General features: G+C 74.3%; 17 protein-coding genes. 9 read left to right on the top strand and 8 right to left on the bottom strand.

Annotation, left to right across the window (positions count from 1 at the left end; all coding sequences use genetic code 11):
- Positions 1-44: 44 nt before the first annotated feature.
- The 3 genes from GA0115242_RS18015 to GA0115242_RS18005 all read right to left on the bottom strand — a co-directional run bounded on the left by GA0115242_RS18015 (position 45) and on the right by GA0115242_RS18005 (position 3,830).
- On the bottom strand, positions 45-689 hold the full coding sequence (locus GA0115242_RS18015; RefSeq protein ID WP_093829666.1) for a PhzF family phenazine biosynthesis protein: 645 nt from the start codon (positions 687-689) through the stop codon (positions 45-47).
- A 69-nt stretch (positions 690-758) separates the two neighbouring features.
- A complete protein-coding gene (locus tag GA0115242_RS18010) occupies positions 759-2,294 on the bottom strand; it encodes an HtaA domain-containing protein (RefSeq protein WP_093829664.1) in 1,536 nt (511 codons plus the stop codon).
- Between the two features lie 60 nt (positions 2,295-2,354).
- On the bottom strand, positions 2,355-3,830 hold the full coding sequence (locus tag GA0115242_RS18005; protein ID WP_093829662.1) for an HtaA domain-containing protein: 1,476 nt from the start codon (positions 3,828-3,830) through the stop codon (positions 2,355-2,357).
- A 106-nt stretch (positions 3,831-3,936) separates the two neighbouring features.
- Here GA0115242_RS18005 and GA0115242_RS18000 point away from each other — a divergent pair, with 106 nt between their 5' ends.
- The 7 genes from GA0115242_RS18000 to GA0115242_RS17970 all read left to right on the top strand — a co-directional run bounded on the left by GA0115242_RS18000 (position 3,937) and on the right by GA0115242_RS17970 (position 11,368).
- Positions 3,937-4,950: a heme/hemin ABC transporter substrate-binding protein gene (locus GA0115242_RS18000; protein WP_093829660.1), complete on the top strand. Its 1,014-nt coding sequence runs from the start codon at positions 3,937-3,939 to the stop codon at positions 4,948-4,950.
- Positions 4,947-6,035 carry a FecCD family ABC transporter permease gene (locus GA0115242_RS17995; protein WP_093829658.1) on the top strand — a complete coding sequence of 363 codons (1,089 nt, stop codon included), beginning with the start codon at positions 4,947-4,949 and terminating at the stop codon, positions 6,033-6,035. The genes GA0115242_RS18000 and GA0115242_RS17995 overlap by 4 nt, the downstream gene beginning before the upstream one ends.
- Before the next feature lie 71 nt (positions 6,036-6,106).
- A complete protein-coding gene (locus tag GA0115242_RS17990; RefSeq protein WP_093829656.1) occupies positions 6,107-6,925 on the top strand; it encodes a heme ABC transporter ATP-binding protein in 819 nt (272 codons plus the stop codon).
- Positions 6,926-7,124: 199 nt separating this feature from the next.
- Positions 7,125-8,270: an iron uptake system protein EfeO gene (gene efeO / locus GA0115242_RS17985; RefSeq protein WP_093829654.1), complete on the top strand. Its 1,146-nt coding sequence runs from the start codon at positions 7,125-7,127 to the stop codon at positions 8,268-8,270.
- An 8-nt stretch (positions 8,271-8,278) separates the two neighbouring features.
- Positions 8,279-9,529 (top strand): iron uptake transporter deferrochelatase/peroxidase subunit, encoded by a 1,251-nt coding sequence (efeB, locus tag GA0115242_RS17980; protein WP_093829652.1) that lies wholly within the window; start codon positions 8,279-8,281, stop codon positions 9,527-9,529.
- A 2-nt stretch (positions 9,530-9,531) separates the two neighbouring features.
- Positions 9,532-10,404, top strand: coding sequence for an iron uptake transporter permease EfeU (efeU, locus tag GA0115242_RS17975; protein WP_093829650.1), 873 nt, complete (start codon positions 9,532-9,534; stop codon positions 10,402-10,404).
- Positions 10,364-11,368 carry a hypothetical protein gene (locus GA0115242_RS17970; RefSeq protein WP_093829648.1) on the top strand — a complete coding sequence of 335 codons (1,005 nt, stop codon included), beginning with the start codon at positions 10,364-10,366 and terminating at the stop codon, positions 11,366-11,368. Before efeU ends, GA0115242_RS17970 begins: the two co-directional genes overlap by 41 nt.
- Positions 11,369-11,374: 6 nt before the next feature.
- Here GA0115242_RS17970 and GA0115242_RS17965 read toward each other — a convergent pair whose 3' ends face one another.
- Genes GA0115242_RS17965 through GA0115242_RS17945 form a run of 5 tightly spaced genes read right to left on the bottom strand, consistent with a single transcriptional unit; the run spans position 11,375 to position 16,504 of the window.
- Positions 11,375-12,124 carry a bifunctional DNA primase/polymerase gene (locus tag GA0115242_RS17965; protein WP_093829646.1) on the bottom strand — a complete coding sequence of 250 codons (750 nt, stop codon included), beginning with the start codon at positions 12,122-12,124 and terminating at the stop codon, positions 11,375-11,377.
- 37 nt (positions 12,125-12,161) lie between these two features.
- Positions 12,162-12,824 carry a TetR/AcrR family transcriptional regulator gene (locus GA0115242_RS17960; protein ID WP_093829644.1) on the bottom strand — a complete coding sequence of 221 codons (663 nt, stop codon included), beginning with the start codon at positions 12,822-12,824 and terminating at the stop codon, positions 12,162-12,164.
- 46 nt (positions 12,825-12,870) lie between these two features.
- Positions 12,871-13,872 (bottom strand): small ribosomal subunit Rsm22 family protein, encoded by a 1,002-nt coding sequence (locus tag GA0115242_RS17955; RefSeq protein ID WP_093829642.1) that lies wholly within the window; start codon positions 13,870-13,872, stop codon positions 12,871-12,873.
- 59 nt (positions 13,873-13,931) lie between these two features.
- Positions 13,932-15,209: a serine hydrolase domain-containing protein gene (locus GA0115242_RS17950; RefSeq protein ID WP_093829640.1), complete on the bottom strand. Its 1,278-nt coding sequence runs from the start codon at positions 15,207-15,209 to the stop codon at positions 13,932-13,934.
- Positions 15,161-16,504, bottom strand: coding sequence for a multidrug effflux MFS transporter (locus GA0115242_RS17945; protein WP_093829638.1), 1,344 nt, complete (start codon positions 16,502-16,504; stop codon positions 15,161-15,163). Before GA0115242_RS17945 ends, GA0115242_RS17950 begins: the two co-directional genes overlap by 49 nt.
- An 89-nt stretch (positions 16,505-16,593) precedes the next feature.
- Between GA0115242_RS17945 and GA0115242_RS17940 the strand changes: the two genes are divergently transcribed.
- Positions 16,594-17,592 carry a Gfo/Idh/MocA family protein gene (locus tag GA0115242_RS17940; protein WP_093829636.1) on the top strand — a complete coding sequence of 333 codons (999 nt, stop codon included), beginning with the start codon at positions 16,594-16,596 and terminating at the stop codon, positions 17,590-17,592.
- Between the two features lie 17 nt (positions 17,593-17,609).
- On the top strand, positions 17,610-18,368 hold the full coding sequence (locus GA0115242_RS17935) for an SDR family oxidoreductase (RefSeq protein WP_093829634.1): 759 nt from the start codon (positions 17,610-17,612) through the stop codon (positions 18,366-18,368).
- Positions 18,369-18,570 lie beyond the last annotated feature (202 nt).

Below are 18,570 nucleotides of genomic sequence, written 5' to 3'. Positions count from 1 at the left end.
GGGGCCCGGCGGCACACCGTCCGCCGGGCCGTCGCCGTCCCCTCCTACCGCTCCAGACGGACCCGGCCGCCGACCTCCACCCAGCCGCCCGGCTGCGGGGCGGTCAGGAGCTGGGAGCCCGCTCCCTGGGTGATGTTGAGCGCCCGGCCGAGCCGGTCGGTGAGCAGGATCGCCGCCGCGCCCGTCGCCTCGTCCTCGTCGATGCCGTCGTCCCGGCCGGGGAAGGCGCGGGCGCGGACGCGTCCCGCGGCCTCGTCCTCCCACGCCCAGGCGTAGATCCACTCCCCCGGCGGCGGCACCGGGAGGGCGTCCACCTCGGCGGCCGTGGCGTACCGGCGCAGGGTGCGCGGCGGGATCCAGTCGGCGCGCGCCTCGATCCAGCTGAACTCGCCGTCCAGGCGCACCCCCACCACCCCGGCGGGCGTGACCAGTTCGGGCACGTCGAGCAGCCAGGCGGTGCCGACGCAGGGGTGCCCGGCGAACGGCAGCCGCGTGGTGGGCGTGTAGATGTCGATGACCCCGCGCTCCGGGTCGTCCACGAACACCGTCTCGCTGAAGCCGAGTTTGGCGGCGAGTTCCTGGCGTCCGGCGCGCTCCGGCAGCACCGAGCCCTCGCGGATCACGCCCAGTTCGTTGCCGTAACCGCCCCTCGGGCCGCAGAAGACACGCAGTACGTCGTAGTCGCTCACGCGGGCATTTAAGCATCACGGCGGGAGGGCGGGAGCCGCGTGCGCTCCCGCCCTCCCGCCGTGCGCGCGCTACTGCGCGGTACGGCGGCGGCGCATCGCGACGACGACGCCCGCGCCCGCCGCGACGGCCACCGCGGCGGCCGTGCCGAGCGCGGCGACCGGGACGTCGGAGCCGGTGGCGGCGAGGCCGCCGGTGATGCCTCCCGTGGTGGAGCCGGTGACTCCGCCGGAGACCGAGCCGGTGCCGCCGGTGCCGCCGGTCGTGCCGGTGCCCCCGGTGGAGCCCGAGCCGCCGGTCGAGCCGGAGCCGCCGTCCTCCGGGAGGTCGGCGTCGTCGCTCAGGGCCACCGACAGGGCGACCGGGTCGAGCACGGCGCCCGCCTGGTAGTAGCCGCTGAACGCGCCGGCGCCCGCCTCGGTGAGGGTGGCGGTGACGTCGTCGACGGTGATGACGTCACCCTCGGCGGTCAGTCCGGCGGAGGGGGCCTTGAGGTCGGCCAGGACGACGTCCTCGGTCTTCTTGCCGAGGCTGGTGACGTCCGCGGTCAGCTCGCCCGCGCCGCCGTCGAGGCTGACGTGCAGGTCGCTGAGGGTCAGGTCGAGGGCGTAGGTGCCGTTGGTCTCGTGGCCCTTGAAGTTCACGGCGCCCTCGAAGGCGGCGGAGAGGCTGCCCGCGTCGGTGTCGTAGGTGCCGGTCGCCTTGACGAAGGTGAACGCGCCGTTGCCGGTGGCCTGGGTGGCGCCGCCGGAGGCGGAGATCTTCCCGTGGGCGACGGTGCCGACGACGTAGCTGCGGAAGGACTCCTTCACGCCCCAGCCGAGGCGGCCGTCGACGATGTCGCCCTTGGTGGCGGGCTCGGTGGCGGACGCCGAGGGGCTCGGGCCGGTGCTCGGTGCGGCGCTGCCGGTCGGCGAGGCGGAGGCGCTCGGGGAGCCGGTCGGCGAGGGGGACGTCTCCGGGTCGCTCGGGCCGGTCGACGGGGAGGGCTCGCCGGTGGGCGACGGCGACCCGGAGGCGGGCGGCTCGGAGGTCGGCGGCGTCGTCTGGACGACGGTCAGCGGGTCACCCGCGGCGTTGGCGTAGCTCGCGCTGCCGAAGACGTCCGCGGCCTCCTCGGTGAGGGTGGTCGCCATCTCCTTCATGTCACGGGTGACGGTGACGGTGGCGAGCGGGACGTCGTCCGTGGTCGTGCCGTTGCGGGTGACGTCGGCGGTGATCTCGGCGTCCTTGCTGTCGAACTTGATGTCCGACAGGGCTATCTCGAACCCGTGGGCCTTGGACTCGATCTTCAGGCCGCCCTTGAAGGCGAGGGCGAGGGTGTGGCCGGTGGAGTCGTAGCTGCCGGCGCCGTCCACGAAGGTGAACGCGCCGTTGCCCGCGGCCTGCGTCGCACCGGCCGACGGGGTGAAGCTGCCCTGGGCGTAGGTCGCCACGTAGGTGCGGTAGGACTGCTTGATGCCCCACGTCAACTCGTAGCCGCTGAGGGGTACTTCGGCGGCGGACGCGGTGGTCGCGCCGGCCGTGGCGAGCGCGGTGGCGCCGAGCGCGGCGGCCGTGGCCACGGCGGCGGCGAGAGCGGTGGAACGTCGTCGTCTGACGGGCATGTCGGTGGTTCTCCTCGTGTGGTCCGCCGTCCGGCGGATGCGGTGAAGTGCGTGGGGGGATCAGCCCCGCGGTCCGGGGCCTGCGCCCGTGCCGGGGCCGCCCTCCGCCGCGGGGCCGGTGGCCTTGTCGGGTGCGGTCTCGACGGCGAGACGGGTGCGGCGGGCCCGGACGACCGCGTAGGCGGCCCCGGCCAGCAGCAGCGCCCCGGCGCCGAGGCCGACGGGCAGGGCGGGGAAACCGCCGCCGTCACCGGTGCTGCTCGCCACCGGCTCGGCGGACTCCCGCGCGGCCGAAGGGGAGGCGCTGGGCGACGCGCTCGCGGTGGGGGTGCTGCCCAGGTCGGGGAGGGCGGGCAGGGCGGCGGACGCGGTGAGGGCCACGGCCAGCGAGACCGGGTCCATCTCGGTGCCCGCCTGGTACATGCCGCCGAAGGCCGCCGCGCCCCTGGAGGTGAGCTTCGCCGGTGCCTCGGTGACCTTCGCGAGGCCGTCCTTCGCCTTCAGGCCCTTGGCCGCGAACGTGACCAGCGGGACCTTCTTGCCGGTGAAGTCGGGGCTGGTGACGTCGGCGTAGAGGGTGCCCCTGCCGTCCTCGACGACCGCGCGGACGCCGCCGAGCCGCAGATCGAGGCCGTTCTCGCCAGTGAAGGCGACGGTCCCGGCGAACGACGCGTGCAGGTCGCCCTTCTCGAAGGTGCCCTCGCCCTTCGGGAAGCGGAAGAGGGCGCCGCCGTCCTGGGCCCCGGCGGAGAGCTTCCAGCCGCCCCGCGCGATGTCGCCGGTGACGTACTCGCGGAAGGTGCGGCGCACCCCCCAGTCGACGGCGCCGTTCTTCAGCTCGCCGCCCGAACTCTTCTTCTGCGCGGGCGACTTGGACGCCTCGGGGGTCGTGGTCGGCTTCGGGGACGCCGCCACCGCCGCGGGCCTGACGTCCGCCGACAGGCTCACCGGGTCGAGCGCGGTACCGGCCGTGTAGTACCCGGCGAAGGAGGTGGCGCCCTGTGCGGTGAGGGTGGCGGGCAGGTTGTTGAGGACGACCTCGTCGCCGTCGCCGCGCATGTCGATCCCGCCCAGGGACAGCGTGGCGAAGGGCACCTGACGGGACGTCGTGACCGCCCCGGTGTCCTTCGCCTTGCTGACGACGTCCAGGTAGAGCGTGCCGGAGGAGCCGGAGACGCTCACCGTGGGACGGCTGAGGGTGAGGTCGAGCTGGTAGGCGCCGGAGTCGGTGCGGTGGCCGAGGAAGCGGACCCCGCCCGAGAACCCGGCCCGGAACGCGCCCGTCGCGCCGTCGTAGGAGCCGCTCGCCGAGTGGAAGCGGAAGCCGCCGCCGATGGTGGCCGCGCCGCCGGTGAGGGAGTAACTCCCCTTGGCTATCGGCCCGGTGACGTAGGACTGGAAGGACGCCTTGATGCCCCAGTCGAGCCTGCCGCCCTGCACGGTGCGGCTCGCGGCGTGGGCCGTCGCCGCGGGAAGGAGGGCGCCGAGGACGGCCGCGCAGAGCACGGTCACCAGGGCACGTAGGCGCGCGGGCATGAAAGGTCCTCCGGATACGACAGCCGGTAGCGAGCGAAGGTAAGGCTAACCTAAGCTTTGCCGGAGCCATACCGGCAGTGGCCGAAAGAAAGGAACGGACCAGACAGTGCGACGCTTGCGCACACGACTGGCGGGAGCACTGGTGTCCGTGCTCGCCCTCACCCTGACCGCGACCGCCTGCGGCCCGGCGGCGGACGCCGAGTCCCCCTCGCCCACCGCCTCCACGGCGGCCGCGAACCGGGTCGAGCCGCTGACCGGCACCGTCACCCCCGCCCTCCCCGTGACCGTCGGATCGGCCGACGGGCGGAAGGTGACCGTCCGCGAGGCCGAGCGGATCGTGCCGCTCTCCGGCAGCCTCAGCGAGATCGTCTTCACGCTCGGCCTCGGCGACCGCGTCGTCGCCCGGGACATCACCGCCACCTTCCAGCAGGCGTCCGGACTGCCCGTGGTGACCCGCGGCCACGACGTCTCCGCCGAGAGCGTGCTCTCCCTCCGGCCCGACCTGGTGATCGCCGAGTCCACCTCCGGGCCCGAGGAGGCCATGGACCAGATCCGGGCCGCCGGGGTCCCGGTCCTGACCGTCGCCGCCGCGCGGGGCCTCGACGACGTGGGCCGCCGGATCGGCGCGGTCGCCGGGGCGCTCGGCGTGCCCGACGCGGGCAAGCGGCTCACCGCCCGCTCCGAGGGCCGGATCGCCGCCGTGCGCAAGGGAGTTCCGCACCAGAAGAAGAAGCCCCGGGTGGCCTTCCTCTACCTGCGCGGCTCCGCCTCGGTCTATCTGATCGGCGGCGAGGGCTCGGGCGCCGGGTCCCTCATCGAGGCGGCGGGCGGCGTCGACGCGGGCGCCGAGTCGGGCCTGACCAAGGACTTCACCGCCATCACCAGCGAGGCCCTGGTGAAGGCCGCCCCGGACGCGATCCTGGTCATGACCAAGGGACTCGAGTCCGTCGGCGGGATCGACGGCCTGGTGAAGATCCCCGGCGTGGCCGAGACCCCGGCGGGCATGGACCGCCGGATCGTCTCCGTCGAGGACGGGGTGCTCCTCAACTACGGGCCGCGCACCGACCAGGTGCTGACCTCCGTGGTGACGCAGCTCTACGGCGAGGACGGCGCGAAGTGACCGTGCTCGACCGCCCCTCCGGGACCGGGACGGACGCCGCCGCGCCCCCGAGGCGCCGCCGCTCCACCACCGGGCTGCTCACCGCCGGGCTCGCCCTCGCCCTCCTCGCGCTGATCCCGGTCGCCGCCTCGCTGGGCGCCTACCCGGTGCCGGTCGGTGACGTCCTCGCCTCGGCGCAGCACCGGATCGGGCTCGGCGGCACCGGACTCGACCGGGTCGCGGAGTCCGTGCTGTGGAACGTGCGGTTCCCGAGGATCGTGCTCGCGCTGCTGGTCGGCGCCTCCCTCGGCTGCGCGGGCGCGCTCATGCAGGGTGTCTTCGGCAACCCGCTCGCCGAGCCGGGTGTGATCGGCGTCTCGTCCGGGGCTGCGGTGGGCGCGGTCGGGGCGATCGCCTTCGACCTCACCTTCCTCGGCACCTGGACGGTGACCCTGTTCGCGTTCGGCTCCGGGCTCGCCACCTCGCTGCTCGTCTACACGATGTCCAGGTCGGGGGGGCGCACGGAGGTGGTGACCCTGATCCTGACCGGCATCGCGGTGAACGCCTTCGGCGGCGCCCTGATCGGCCTGTTCCTCTTCTTCGCGGACACCGCGGCGGTCAACCAGATCACCTTCTGGCAGCTCGGCTCGCTCTCGGCGGCCACCTGGCCCAAGGTGCTCGCGGTGCTGCCGTGCGCGGTGCTCGGCCTGGCCGTGGCGCCGCTGTACGCGCGGCGGCTCGACCTGCTGGCGCTCGGCGAACGCCCGGCCAGGCACCTGGGCGTGGACGTGGAGCGGCTGCGGCTCGTCCTGGTCCTGGTGATCGCCCTGCTGACGGCGGCCGCGGTGAGCGTCTCCGGCATCATCGGTTTCGTCGGCCTGGTCGTCCCGCACCTGCTGCGGATGCTGGCGGGCCCCGGGCACCGCTTCCTGGTCCCGGCGAGCGCGCTGCTGGGCGCCCTCGTGCTGCTGGCCGCCGATCTGACCGCCCGTACCGTCGCGGCCCCCGCCGAACTCCCGCTGGGCGTCCTGACCGCGCTGCTGGGCAGCCCGTTCTTCTTCTGGCTGCTGCGCAGGACGCGCCGCAGGCAGGGAGGCTGGGCGTGAGCGCCGCCGCCCCGCGTCCACTCCGGCCCGCCCATCCCGACCCGGCACCCCCTACCCCGAGGACCCGTCGCATGCGGTTTCCGCGCACCCGCCCCGCTCCCCCCGCCCCCGTCGCGCCCGGCGGCACGGTCGCCGAGGCCGCGTCGGTGCGGGTCGCCCTCGGCGGGCGGCCGGTCCTCGACGGCGTGAGCGTCACGGTCAGGGCCGGTGAGGTGCTGGCACTGGTCGGCCCCAACGGCGCCGGGAAATCCACCCTGTTGGGGGTGCTGGCGGCCGATCTCCCGGTCTCCGCCGGGGAGGTGCGGATGCACGGCCGCCCGGTCACCGGGTTCTCCGCGCCGGAACTCGCCCTGCGGCGGGCGGTGTTGCCGCAGTCGGCGGTGCTCTCCTTCCCGTTCACGGTCGAGGACGTGGTCCGGATGGGCCGCGCCCCGCACGCCTCCTCCCCCGCCGAGGACGATCGCGCGGTGGCCGACGCGATGGCCGCGACCGAGGTGACCGCGTTCGCGGCCCGCCCCTTCTCCGCGCTGAGCGGCGGGGAACGGGCGCGGGTGGCGCTGGCCCGGGTGCTCGCCCAGCGGGCGCCCCTGCTGCTGCTCGACGAGCCGACCGCCGCGCTGGACCTGAGACATCAGGAGCTGGTGCTGCGGCTGTGCCGGGAGCGGGCGGGGGCGGGGGACGCCGTGGTGGTCGTCCTGCACGACCTGGGGCTCGCCGCCGCCTACGCGCACCGGGTGGCCGTCCTGGCGGCGGGCCGGGTGGCCGCGGACGGGCCGCCGGCCGAGGTGTTCGCCGAGACGCTGCTGTCGCGGGTGTACGACCAGCCGGTCGAGGTGTTCCCGCACCCGCGCACGGACGCCCTTCTGATCACCCCTCAGCGGAACCTTTGAATTCCCTTTGACCCCGACTTGGTGAGCATTTTGAGCCACCGTGATCGACTCGTGCCCACCTGTCACACATGAGAGCTGAATCACCGCATGCGTGGGTATCACCGAGGTGAGGCTTGGATAAGTTAGGCGAGCCTCACCAACCCCGCGTGAGCCTGGACCGGCGTTTTCTCGCCATCCCTGTCGCCCCTTTGGAGCCTGCATGCGAGCCGTCAGAGTCTCGTTCGTGACCGCCGCCGCGACCGCCGCGGCCCTGACCGCGGTCACCGGCTGCACCGAGAAAAGCGCGGCCGACGGCGACGGCGTCATCCAGGTGACCGCCGCCGACTCCACCTGCGAGACGTCGACCACCTCGGTCCCGGCCGGTCAGGTCACGCTGAAGATAGCCAACAAGGGCTCCCGGGCGACCGAGGTCGAGATCCTCTTCCCGGACGACCGGATCGTCTCCGAGAAGGAGAACATCGGCCCCGGCACCAAGTACACGCTGACCGCCGAGGTGAAGGCCGGCGCGTACGAGATCGCCTGCCGCCCCGGCATGAAGGGCCTCGGCGTCCGGCAGAAGCTCACCGTCACCGGCGGCGGCAAGGCCGCCGCCCGCGACCCGAAGCTCGACAAGGCGGTCGCCGCCTACCGCGAGTACGCGCAGGAGCAGGCCGACGCGACGATCCCCGCGGTCGAGACGTTCGCCAAGGCGGTCGACGCCGGTGACCTCGAAGCGGCCAGGAACGCCTACGCCCCCTCGCGCGTCGGCTGGGAGCGCACCGAGCCGATCGCCGAGTCCTTCGGCGACATCGACCCGAAGACCGACACCCGCGCCGACGGCCTGGAGAAGGGCCAGAAGTGGACCGGCTGGCACGCGCTGGAGAAGGCGCTGTGGCAGGACAAGAAGATCGGCGCCGAGCAGAAGACGCTGGCCGCGCAGCTCGTCACCGACCTGAAGGACTGGCAGCGGCGGGTCGGCAGGGCCGAGATCACCCCCACCTCGATGGCCAACGGCGCCAAGGAGCTGCTCGACGAGGTCGCCACCGGCAAGGTCACCGGCGAGGAGGACCGCTACTCGCATACCGACCTCAGCGACTTCCGCGCCAACGTCGAGGGCGCGCAGAAGGCGTACGAGCTGCTGAAGCCGGTCGCCGCGAAGAACGACGCCGCCCTCACCACCGAACTCGACAAGCAGTTCGCCGCGCTCGACGCCCTGCTGGACACCCACCGTTCCACCGACGACGCCGCGCAGAACGGCTACACGGCCTACGACAAGGTGACCAAGGAGCAGCGCAAGGAGCTGTCGGACGCGGTCAACGCGCTGGCGGAGCCGCTCTCCAAGCTGGCCGCCGCCGTCGTGAAGTAGCGGCGGACATGACCGAGACCCAGGACCCGGCGGCGGGCACCGCCCGTCCGTCGCGGCGGGCGCTGATCGGCTGGGGCGGTGCCGGGCTCGCGCTCGGCGCCGCCGCGACCGGCGGCGCGATGGCCCTCGCGACCACCGGCGACGGCCGGTCGGCGCCCGACGCGGTGGACTTCCACGGCCCCCACCAGGCGGGCATCGCCACCGCGGTGCAGGACCGGCTGCACTTCGCCGCGTTCGACGTGCGCACCGACGACCGCGCCGCGTTCGTCCGGCTGCTGAAGGAGTGGACGGCCGCGGCCCGCCGGATGACGGCGGGCGAGGAGGTCGGCGACGGCGCCCACGGCGGGCTCCCCGAGGCGCCGCCCGACGACACCGGCGAGGCCCTGGGTCTGCGGGCGTCCCGGCTGACCCTGACCATCGGCTTCGGGCCGTCCCTGTTCGCGAAGTTCGGGCTGGCGGACCGGCGTCCGGCCGCGCTCGTCGACCTGCCGCACTTCCCCGGCGACAACCTGGACGCCGCCCGCACCGGCGGCGACCTGTGCGTGCAGGCGTGCGCCGACGACCCGCAGGTCGCCGTGCACGCCATCCGCAACCTGGCCCGCATCGGCTTCGGCACCGTCGCCGTCCGCTGGTCCCAACTCGGCTTCGGGAAGACGTCGTCGACCACCCCCGACGCCCAGACCCCGCGCAACCTCATGGGGTTCAAGGACGGCACCCGCAACATCGCGGGCACCGAGACCGGACGGCTGGGGAAGTTCGTGTGGGTCGGCGACGGCGACGGGCCCGCCTGGATGACCGGCGGCTCCTACCTCGTCGCCCGCCGCATCCGCATGAACATCGAGACCTGGGACCGCGCCTCGCTCCAGGAGCAGGAGGACGTCTTCGGCCGCGACAAGGGCGAGGGCGCCCCGGTCGGCAAGGCCCGTGAGCACGACGCGCCGTTCCTCAAGGCGATGAAGCCGGACGCGCACGTCCGGCTGGCGCACCCCGACTCCAACCACGGGATCACCATCCTGCGCCGGGGCTACTCCTTCACCGACGGCACCGACGGCCTCGGGCGGCTGGACGCGGGCCTGTTCTTCCTCGCCTACCAGCGCGACGTCCGCGAGGGGTTCGTGCCGCTCCAGCGTTCCCTGTCGGCCCGCGACGCACTCAACGAGTACATCCAGCACGTCGGTTCGGCGGTCTTCGCCGTCCCGCCGGGCGTCCGCGACGCGGACGACTGGTGGGGCCGCACGCTCTTCGCCAAGGAGGCGTAACCGTGTTCTCCAACTATCTGATCGGTCTGCGGGAGGGCCTGGAGGCCAGCCTCGTCGTCTGCATCCTGATCGCCTACCTGGTCAAGACCGGGCGCCGGGACGCCCTGCGCCCGGTGTGGACGGGGATCGCCGTCGCCGTGCTGATCGCGATGGGCTTCGGCTGCGCCCTCGAATTCGGCTCCCAGGAGCTGACGTTCCAGGCGCAGGAGGCCCTCGGCGGCTCGCTGTCGGTGATCGCGGTGGGCCTGGTGACGTGGATGGTGTTCTGGATGCGGCGCACCGCGCGGCACCTGCGCACCGAACTGCACGGGCGGCTCGACGCGGCCCTGGCGATGGGCACCGGCGCGCTGGTCGCCACCGCGTTCCTCGCGGTGGGCCGGGAGGGCCTGGAGACGGCCCTGTTCGTGTGGGCGTCGGTGCACGCGGCCGGTGACGGCACCCCGCGCCCGCTCATCGGGGTGGCGCTCGGGCTGGCCACGGCGGTGCTCCTGGGCTGGCTGTTCTACCGGGGCGCGCTGCGCATCAACCTGGCCAGGTTCTTCACCTGGACCGGCGGCATGCTGGTGGTCGTCGCGGCGGGCGTGCTCGCGTACGGCTTCCACGACCTCCAGGAGGCGGGCTGGCTGCCGGGCCTGACGGACCTGGCCTTCGACATCAGCGACACGATCCCGCCCGACAGCTGGTACGGCACCCTCCTGAAGGGCGTCCTCAACTTCCAGCCGGACCCGACGGTTCTCCAGGTCACGGTGTGGCTGCTGTACCTGGTCCCGACGCTCGCCCTGTTCTTCGCCCCGGTAGGGTTCGCCTCCGGGAAGGGGAAGGTGACGACACCTGATGAGCAGGGATCTCGGCCCTCGAAGGCCCCGCAGGCTTGACCGACGCGTCCTGGTGGCGGCCTCGGTGACCGCTTTGTCGCTGACGGCGAGCGGGTGCGTGGTGGTCCACGGGGAGCGCGAGGTGCTCCCCGCCACCACGCGTGCCGAAGCCGCCGTCGCGCTGCGGGAGTTCACGGCCGCGTACAACAAGGCCGATGCCGCGTACGACAGTTCGCTGGACGCCGACCACGTCACCGGCGCCTTCGGGGACATCGACGCGGCGCGCCTGAAGGCCGGCCGGGTGAACAACCCGGGCGGCAACTCGGCCCACCGGGACCTGGAGTTCAGCGACGCCGTCTACACCATCCCGCAGAAGGCGGGCTGGCCGCGCTGGTTCGTGGTGGAGGCGCAGGGCAACCGGGGCGGCGACCGGCACTGGCTGCTGGTGTTCACCCGGGACGGCGCCGCCGGGACCTGGCGGGCCGCCTATCTGACGCTGGTGGCGCCCGGCGCGCTGCCCGAGATCCGCAAGAACGCCGACGGCTGGGCCGAGACGGTGCCCGCGAACTCCACCGAACTGGCCGTCGCGCCGGACGACTTGAGCACGCGGTACGCGGCCTATCTGAAGGACGGCGGCGCGGGCTTCACGGCGAACGCGCACACCAGCGGCTGGCGGGCGCAGCGCGCGAAGGCGGCGAAGCGGCCGGGGCTCGCCACCCAGTACATCGACGAGCCGGTGACCGGCGGCGGTCACGCGCCGCTGGCGCTGCGCACGGTGGACGGCGGGGCGCTGGTGTTCTTCACGCACCGCCGCTACGAGAAGCAGACGGCGTTCGCGGGCACCTCGATCCCGGAGCCGAACCCGAACGTGAAGGCGCTGACCGAGGGTGAGGTGCGGCAGTCGCTGACGATGGAGTTCATGTCGAACGGCGTGGCCGTGGACCCGGCGCGGGGTGCGGCGGGCGGCACCGACGTGACCGTCGTCTCCCGGCTGGAGGGCCTGATCTCGGCCCAGGGCGGCTGACCGGGCTCAGTGCCGGGGCGGCCAGCCCGCGCCGACCTGGCCCGCGTCCTCCCGGCCCGCGTGCCGGGTGCCGACGTCGGTGAGGACCTCCAGCAGGCTCAGCGGGTCGGGCAGCTCGTGTTCCGGGCCGCGCACCCAGTGCACGCTGCGGCCCTCGTCGCCGGGCAGCCGGGCGGGCGGCACCAGGACGTAGGAGCCGCGGCAGTGCCAGCGCAGGCCGGGGTGCTCGTCCATCGTCTCGGGGTGGCAGTCCAGCTCGCACGGCCACCACTCGTCCTCGTCCTCGGGGGTGCCGCGGGTGAGGGTGAAGAACAGGAGCCTGCCGTCGTCGCTCTCGGCGACCGGGCCGACCTCGACGCCCGCGTCCAGGAGCCGCTCCAGCGCCTCGCGACCGGCCGCGAGGGGCACGTCGAGGACGTCGTGGACCATGCCGGTCGCGGTGATGAAGTTGGCCTGCGGCTGGTGGCGGGCCCAGCGCTCGATCTGGGCGCGGTCGGTGGTGGACTGCGTCTGCCAGGCGAACGAGACGGGGTGGCGGGCGGGGGTGGGACAGCCGACGCGGTCGCAGGAGCAGCGGTAGCCGGGGGCCGGGTGGGCGGCGGGCGCGAGCGGCAGCCCCGCTCCGGCCGCGGCCAGCAGCAGCGCCTCCCGGCCCGCGGGGTCGGCGGCCTCCTTCGGGCGGCGTCCGCGCAGCCACTGGGAGAGCCTGCCCTGACGTCCGCCGCGGCCGTCGTGCGCCGTGTTCTCCCCGCTCATCTACCCCTCACCTCGCTGTCGTGCGGAACAGCATGCCTCATGGTCCCACCGACCCGTGCCCCGGGGTGCCAGAAGGGACATCCGGGGTACGGGGGGCGAGTCCGCCGAGCGCGTAGTCGACGAGGGTGTCCGTGTAGGCGTAGGAGATGGGACCGGTGTACTGGAGCCAGCGCTGGGCGAGCGGGGCGATGAAGAACTCCAGGGCGATGCGGGGGTCGATGTCGGCCCGTACCTGTCCGGCCTCCTGCGCGGCGCGCAGCCGGTCGACGTAGAGGAGGATGGCCGGTTTCAGCAGCGTGGTCATGTACTCGCGGCCGACCTGTTCGTTGACGACGCCCTCGGCGGCCAGCGCCCGGGAGGGGATCTCGAACCGGGGGTCCTTGAGCTGGTCGACGGTGGCCCGCAGCACCGCCTTGAGGTCGGCGGCGAGGTCGCCGGTGTCCGGGATGGCGCGCGGTTCCCGGCCGCCGTCCCCGCCCGTGCGGGCGCTCAGGTCGAGGAACGCCTCCAGCAGGACGTCCGCCTTCGAGGACCACCAGCGGTAGATGGTCTGCTTGCCGACCCCGGCGCGGGCGGCGATGCCCTCGATCGTGGTCCTCGGGTAGCCGACCTCCGCGACGAGGGCGAGGGCGGCGTCGTAGATGGCGCGACGGGACCTCTCGCTGCGGCGGGGGGTGCTGGGGGCGGGCTTCTTGACCATGGGTCGACGGTATCGCCGACCGGGCGGCCGTCGGCTCCCGTGCCCGCTACGGCGCCCGCTGCCCCTCGTCGTACGGCGGCCAGGGGTCGCCCCAGACCGCGTCCCTGGCCGCCTTGTACAGGTCGCCGTGGCGCTTGGTGACGGTGTCCCGGCGCAGCGCGGGGCCGCTCCCGCACAGGTCGAGCAGGACCTGGCCCTTGCGGATCTGCGGGCGGCGCACCACGCGGGCGGCGGCCGGGGCGAGCGGCGTCCGGGTGGCGGCGACGTAGCTGAACTTCTCGTCCTCGTAGGCGAGGGAGCCGCCCTTGACCTGGCGGTGCAGGGAGGAGCGGCTGACCCGGGCGGAGAAGTGGCACCAGTCCTCGCCCGGCACGATCGGGCAGGTGTCGCCGTGCGGGCAGGGCGCGGCGATCCGGAACCCGGCGGCCAGCAGGCGGGTGCGGGCCTCGATGATCCGGGCGTAGCCGTCGGGGGTGCCCGCCTCCACGACGACGACGGCCCGTGCGGCGCCCGCGGCGGCGTCGACGAGGGCGGCGCGGTCCGCCTCGGTGAGTTCGTTCAGGACGTAGGAGACGGTGACGAGGTCGGTGGGGTCGAGGGCGAGGGCGGTGCCGATGCGGGCGCGCTGCCAGCGGGCGCCGCGCAGCGCGGGGTGGGCGGCGGCGAGTTCGCGGCCGAGGGCGAGGGCGGGCTCGGCCCAGTCGAGGACGGTGGTCTCCCGGGCGCCGTCCCAGGTGGCGGCGGCGGCCCAGGTGGCGGCGCCGGTGCCGCCGCCGACGTCGGTGTGCCGCTCGGGCGTCCAGTCGGGGACGGCGTCGGCGAACGCGGCGAGGGCGGCCCTGACGGCCTCGAAGGTGGCCGGCATCCGGTAGGCCGCGTAGGCCGCCACGTCGGCGCGGTCGCGCAGGATGGGGGCGTCCGTGGGCGTCGCGCCGCGATAGGTGGCGATCAGGCGGTCGACCGCCTGCGCGGCCTGGCGGGGCGGGAGGCCGTCCAGGACGTCGGCGAGCGTGCGGCGGAGGGTCTCGGCCGGGGCGGCGTCGTTCACCCGCCGATCCTAGTGCCCTGACCGGAAAGGTACGCCGGCGTACCTTTCCGGTCAGGGCACTAGGTCAGGCCCTGGAAGGGGGCGGACGACCGTTTCCCCGCCCCCTGGCCCCGTCCGGTCAGGCCCTCGGCCGCGGTGTCCCGGGGGCCCCCGGGCCGGTGCGGGGCCGCGCGCACGGCCCGTGCCAGGCGGGTCGCGGCCTGGGCCCTGGGGGCGTTGTCCGGGGGGCGGCGGCGCGGGTGGACGGTGTTGGCCAGCAGGACCAGGAAGGTGTCCGTCGCCGGGTCGAGGACCAGGGACGTGCCGGTGAAGCCGGTGTGCCCGGCCGCGCCGCCGCCCGCCAGCTCGCCCATGAACCAGGGCTGGTCGAGCGCGAAGCCGAGGCCGGGCGGGGTGAGCAGGAGGTCCACGAAGTCGGGGCCGAGGATGCGGGCCGGGCCGTAGGAGCCGCCCGCCAGCAGGGTCCGGCACAGGACGGCGAGGTCGCGGGCGGTGCCGAAGAGTCCGGCGTGGCCCGCGACGCCCCCGAGCGACCAGGCGTTCTCGTCGTGCACGACGCCCCGCAGCATGCCCCGGTGGGCCTTGGCCCAGGGCAGCCGCTGGTCCTCGGTGGCGGCCGCGCCCGGACAGGGTCCGAAGTGGGTGGCGGTCATGCCGAGCGGGCGGGTGATGCCGTCGCGGATCAGGACGTCGAGGGGGCGGCCGGTGACCCGTTCCAGGACGTGCTGGAGGAGCAGCAGGTTGAGGTCGGAGTAGGTGTGGGTGCCGGGCGCGGTGGCGGGGGCCTCGGCGCGCAGCAGGGCGAGGCGTTCGGCGTCGTCGGCGCAGGCGTGCAGCGGGAGTTCGGGGCGCAGGCCCGAGGTGTGGGTGAGGAGTTCGCGGACGGTGGTGCCGTGCCGGGCGGCGGCCCGGAAGTCGGGGAGGTAGTCGCCGACCCGGGCGTCGATGCCGAGGGTCCCCCGTTCGAGCTGCTGCACGGCGGCGACGGCCGTGAACAGCTTGGTGAGGGACGCCAGGTCGAAGGGGGTGGCGGTGGTCGCCGGGACCCGGGCCCGGTGCGGGAGTTCGACACCGTTGTCGGTGTCCGGGTCGTAGCCGGAGTAGCGCACGGCCCAGCCCGCCGCCCGTTCCACGGCGATCACCGGGCCGCGTCCGGCCACCACGACGGTGGCCGCGGCCCAGGGGCGCTCGCCGACGGTGAGGTCGTGGACCTCCTCGACGAGCAGGCGCAGCTCAGCGGGGTCGAGCCCCGCCCGCTCCGCCGTGTCGCCCCTCAGTCTCGGTGCGCTCAGCTCCCCGCTCCCTCCACACCCGCACGTTTGTTCCAGGGACGGCACATTCCCACGAAGAAGGCCAGTGCCACCAGTGCGGCCGCCAGTTGGACGACGGCCATCGGGACGGCGGTGTGCTCGCCCGCGACGCCGACGAGCGGGGAGGCGACCGCGCCGATGAGGAACGACGACGTGCCGAGCAGCGCGGAGGCCGAACCGGCGGCCTGCCGGGTCCGCATCAGGGCGAGGGCCTGCGCGTTGGGCAGGGTGACGCCCATCGCGGACATCAGCACGAAGAGCGCGGCGGCGACGGGCAGGAGGCCCGCCTCGCCGAAGACGCCGGTGGTCATGAGGAGCAGGGCGGCCGCGGCGGCGATGACGACGAGCAGGCCCACGCCGAAGACCCGGTCCAGGCGGGCCCGGCCGACCAGCACCTTGCCGTTGAACTGGCCCACCAGGACCAGGCCGATGGAGTTGACGCCGAAGAGCAGGCTGAAGGTCTGCGGGGAGGCGCCGTAGATCTCCTGGATGACGAACGGGGAGGCGGCCACGTACGCGAAGAGCGCGGCGAAGGTGAAGCCGCCCGCCAGCATGAAGCCGGTGAAGGGGAGGTCGGCGAGGAGCCCGCGCATGGCCCGCAGCGCGTCGCCGACCCCGCCCGCGTGCCGGTCGGCGGCCGGGAGGGTCTCGGGCAGCCGCGTCCAGACGACGGCGGTGAGCAGGACGCCGACCCCGGTGAGGACGACGAACACGCCCCGCCAGTCGGTGATCCGCAGGATCTGCCCGCCGATCAGCGGCGCGACGATCGGGGCGACGCCGGAGATCAGCATCAGGGTGGAGAAGAAGCGGGCCATCTCCATGCCGTCGTACAGGTCGCGGACGACGGCGCGGGCGATGACGATGCCGGCCGCGCCCGCGAGCCCCTGCACGAGGCGGCAGGCGACGAGGAGTTCGACGGTGGGCGCGACGGCGCAGAGCGCGGTGGCGACGACGTAGACGCCGAGCCCGGCGAGCAGCGGGCGGCGGCGGCCCCAGCGGTCGCTCATCGGGCCGACCACCAGCTGCCCGAGGGCCATGCCCAGCAGGCAGGCGGTGAGGGTGAGCTGCACGGTGGCGGCGGGCGCGTGCAGGGCGCGGGTGACCTGCGGCAGCGACGGGAGGTACATGTCCATCGCCAGCGGTGGTGTGGCGGTGAGCCCGCCCAGGATGAGGGTGACGAGGAGTCCGGCCCGGCGGGCGGCGAGCGGTGGCGCCGCCGTCGGGTCGGGGCCGGGTACGCCCGCGGCGTCGGTCGTCTGCGCGGTGGTCGTCGGTATCGGCGTGCGGCTGCGGTCCTGCATGGATGCCCCCTGGTCGGGCATGTGCCCCTCCCTCTGCGAGTGCTGCGCCACCTATGCTCTCAGCTCGTACGGAGTGCCGAGGGTCACATGAGCGAGGGGTGGGAGCAGGGATGACGGCTCAGAGCGTGCGGTGGGGGATCCTCGCGACGGGCGGGATCGCCGCCGCGTTCACGGGAGCGCTGGTGGACCTGCCGGACGCGGAGGTCGTGGCGGTCGCCTCGCGCACGGAGGCGTCCGCGAAGGGGTTCGCGGAACGGTTCGGCATCCCGCGGGCGTACGGCGACTGGGCCTCGCTGGCCGCGGACGAGGACGTCGACGTGGTGTACGTCGCCACTCCGCACTCGGCGCACCGGGCCGCCGCCGGGCTCTGCCTGGAGGCCGGGCGCGACGTGCTGTGCGAGAAGGCGTTCACGCTGAACGCGCGCGAGGCCGGGGAGCTGGTGGCGCTGGCACGCGCGCACGACCGCTTCCTGATGGAGGCCATGTGGATGTACTGCCATCCGCTGGTGCGGCGGCTGAAGGCGCTGGTCGACGACGGCGCGATCGGCGAGATCCGCACGGTGCAGGCGGACTTCGGGCTCGCGGGCCCCTTCCCGCCGTCGCACCGGCTGCGCGACCCGGCGCAGGGCGGGGGCGCGCTGCTCGACCTCGGCGTCTACCCGGTGTCGTTCGCGCAGTTGCTGCTCGGGGAGCCGTCGGAGGTGGCGGCGCGGGCGGTGCTCTCGGAGGAGGGCGTGGATCTCCAGACGGGCGCGGTGCTGTCCTTCGACAGCGGTGCGCTGGCCACGGTGCACTGCTCGCTCACCGGGGGCACGCCGGTCGCCGCGTCGGTCACCGGCTCGGCGGGCCGCATCGACGTCCCGGACGGTTTCTTCTTCCCGGAGCGGTTCGTGCTGCACCGGGACGGCCGCGACCCGCAGGAGTTCACCGCGGACCCGGCGGACGGTCCCCGGGACACGCTGCGCCACGAGGCGGGCGAGGTGATGCGCGCGCTGCGGGCGGGCGAGCGGGAGTCGCCGCTGGTGCCGCTGGACGGCAGCCTCGCCGTGATGCGCACGCTGGACGCGGTCCGGGAGCGGATCGGGGTGCGCTACCCGAACGAGGCGTGAGCCTAGGCTGCGGCCCCATGGATGCGAAGCAATCGAAGGTCGCGGTGGTGACCGGCGCGGGATCCGGGATCGGCCGCGCGGTCGCCGTGGAACTGCTGCGCGCGGGCTGGTCGGTGGCGCTGGCCGGACGGCGGGCCGGTGCGCTGGAGGAGACGGCGGCCCTGGTGCCGGACGGCGCCTCGGCCGCCGTCCGCACGGACGTCTCCCGGCCGGAGGAGGTGGCCGCGCTGTTCGCCGCCACCGCGGACCGGTTCGGGCGGGTGGACCTGCTGTTCAACAACGCGGGGACGTTCGGGCCCGGCGGGGTGCCGGTGGAGGACCTGCCGTACGAGGCGTGGCGGCACGTGGTGGACACCAACCTGCACGGGGCGTTCCTGTGCGCGCAGGCCGCCTACCGGCGGATGAAGGAGCAGGACCCGCGCGGCGGGCGGATCATCAACAACGGGTCGGTCTCCGCGCACGCGCCCCGGCCGCACTCGGTGGCCTACACGGCGACCAAGCACGCGCTGACCGGTCTCACCAAGTCGCTGGCGCTGGACGGGCGGGCGTACGGGATCGCGGTCGGGCAGATCGACATCGGCAACGCGGCGACCGACATGACCGAGGGGATGCGGACCGGCGCGCTCCAGGCCGACGGGCGGGTGGCGGTGGAGCCGGTGATGGACGTCGCCGACGTGGCGCGCACGGTCCGGCACATGGCGGAGCTGCCGCTGGAGGCGAACGTGCAGTTCGCGACGGTGCTGGCCACCACGATGCCGTACGTGGGCCGGGGTTGACGGCGCGGTCCGCCCCAACTCCGTGATGTGCACAATCGGAATTTGACCATCCGCACCATTGCGGCCGGTCACTGACTTATGCTCAAATCTCCTCCATAAGAGCTTCACATCTGGAGCACCTGGTTTCCTCGACCACACCGAGGGGGGAGGCGGCGGCCGCCGCCCGGCGTCGGATGGGGGTGGGCCGCGCGGGAGACCGCGC

Source organism: Streptomyces sp. SolWspMP-5a-2 (assembly GCF_900091845.1).
Classification (GTDB): domain Bacteria; phylum Actinomycetota; class Actinomycetes; order Streptomycetales; family Streptomycetaceae; genus Streptomyces; species Streptomyces doudnae.
This window is presented reverse-complemented; position numbering and strand designations above follow the sequence as displayed.

Coding starts and splice junctions, on each gene's coding strand:
- GA0115242_RS18010 (WP_093829664.1), bottom strand. CDS start 2,294: ATGCCCGTCAGACGACGACGTTCCACCGCTCTCGCCGCCGCCGTGGCC.
- GA0115242_RS18005 (WP_093829662.1), bottom strand. CDS start 3,830: ATGCCCGCGCGCCTACGTGCCCTGGTGACCGTGCTCTGCGCGGCCGTC.
- GA0115242_RS17990 (WP_093829656.1), top strand. CDS start 6,107: ATGCGGTTTCCGCGCACCCGCCCCGCTCCCCCCGCCCCCGTCGCGCCC.
- efeO (WP_093829654.1), top strand. CDS start 7,125: ATGCGAGCCGTCAGAGTCTCGTTCGTGACCGCCGCCGCGACCGCCGCG.
- efeB (WP_093829652.1), top strand. CDS start 8,279: ATGACCGAGACCCAGGACCCGGCGGCGGGCACCGCCCGTCCGTCGCGG.
- GA0115242_RS17970 (WP_093829648.1), top strand. CDS start 10,364: ATGAGCAGGGATCTCGGCCCTCGAAGGCCCCGCAGGCTTGACCGACGC.
- GA0115242_RS17965 (WP_093829646.1), bottom strand. CDS start 12,124: ATGAGCGGGGAGAACACGGCGCACGACGGCCGCGGCGGACGTCAGGGC.
- GA0115242_RS17960 (WP_093829644.1), bottom strand. CDS start 12,824: ATGGTCAAGAAGCCCGCCCCCAGCACCCCCCGCCGCAGCGAGAGGTCC.
- GA0115242_RS17945 (WP_093829638.1), bottom strand. CDS start 16,504: ATGCCCGACCAGGGGGCATCCATGCAGGACCGCAGCCGCACGCCGATA.
- GA0115242_RS17940 (WP_093829636.1), top strand. CDS start 16,594: ATGACGGCTCAGAGCGTGCGGTGGGGGATCCTCGCGACGGGCGGGATC.
- GA0115242_RS17935 (WP_093829634.1), top strand. CDS start 17,610: ATGGATGCGAAGCAATCGAAGGTCGCGGTGGTGACCGGCGCGGGATCC.